Origin of the sequence: Pelomonas sp. CA6 (genome assembly GCF_022549225.1) — a bacterium.
Taxonomy (GTDB): domain Bacteria; phylum Pseudomonadota; class Gammaproteobacteria; order Burkholderiales; family Burkholderiaceae_C; genus Roseateles.
Window position 1 is genome coordinate 1 of the sequence record NZ_JAKZFD010000082.1, and the last position, 254, is coordinate 254.

Annotated in this window: 1 protein-coding gene; it reads left to right on the plus strand. The window is 66.1% G+C overall.

The window, feature by feature from the left end; genetic code table 11:
• The coding region (locus tag LZ017_RS21995) for a DDE-type integrase/transposase/recombinase (RefSeq protein WP_241399060.1) at positions 1-254 on the plus strand (254 nt) is incomplete at both ends.

Consider the following 254-nt stretch of genomic DNA (forward strand, 5'->3'; position numbering starts at 1 on the left):
GCCCGCCCGCGCCGGCGTGGCCTACCCCAGGACCATGGCGAGCGCAGCGCCATTGCCGCCAACGTGCTGGACCGTCAGTTCCAGGCCGACGCGCCCAACCAGAAGTGGGTGGCCGACTTCACCTACATTTGGACGGCCGAGGGCTGGCTTTACGTGGCTGTGGTGTTGGACCTGTTCTCGCGACGCATTGTGGGGTGGTCCATGCAGTCAAGCATGACCAGCCAGCTCGTGGCCGATGCGCTGATGATGGCCGT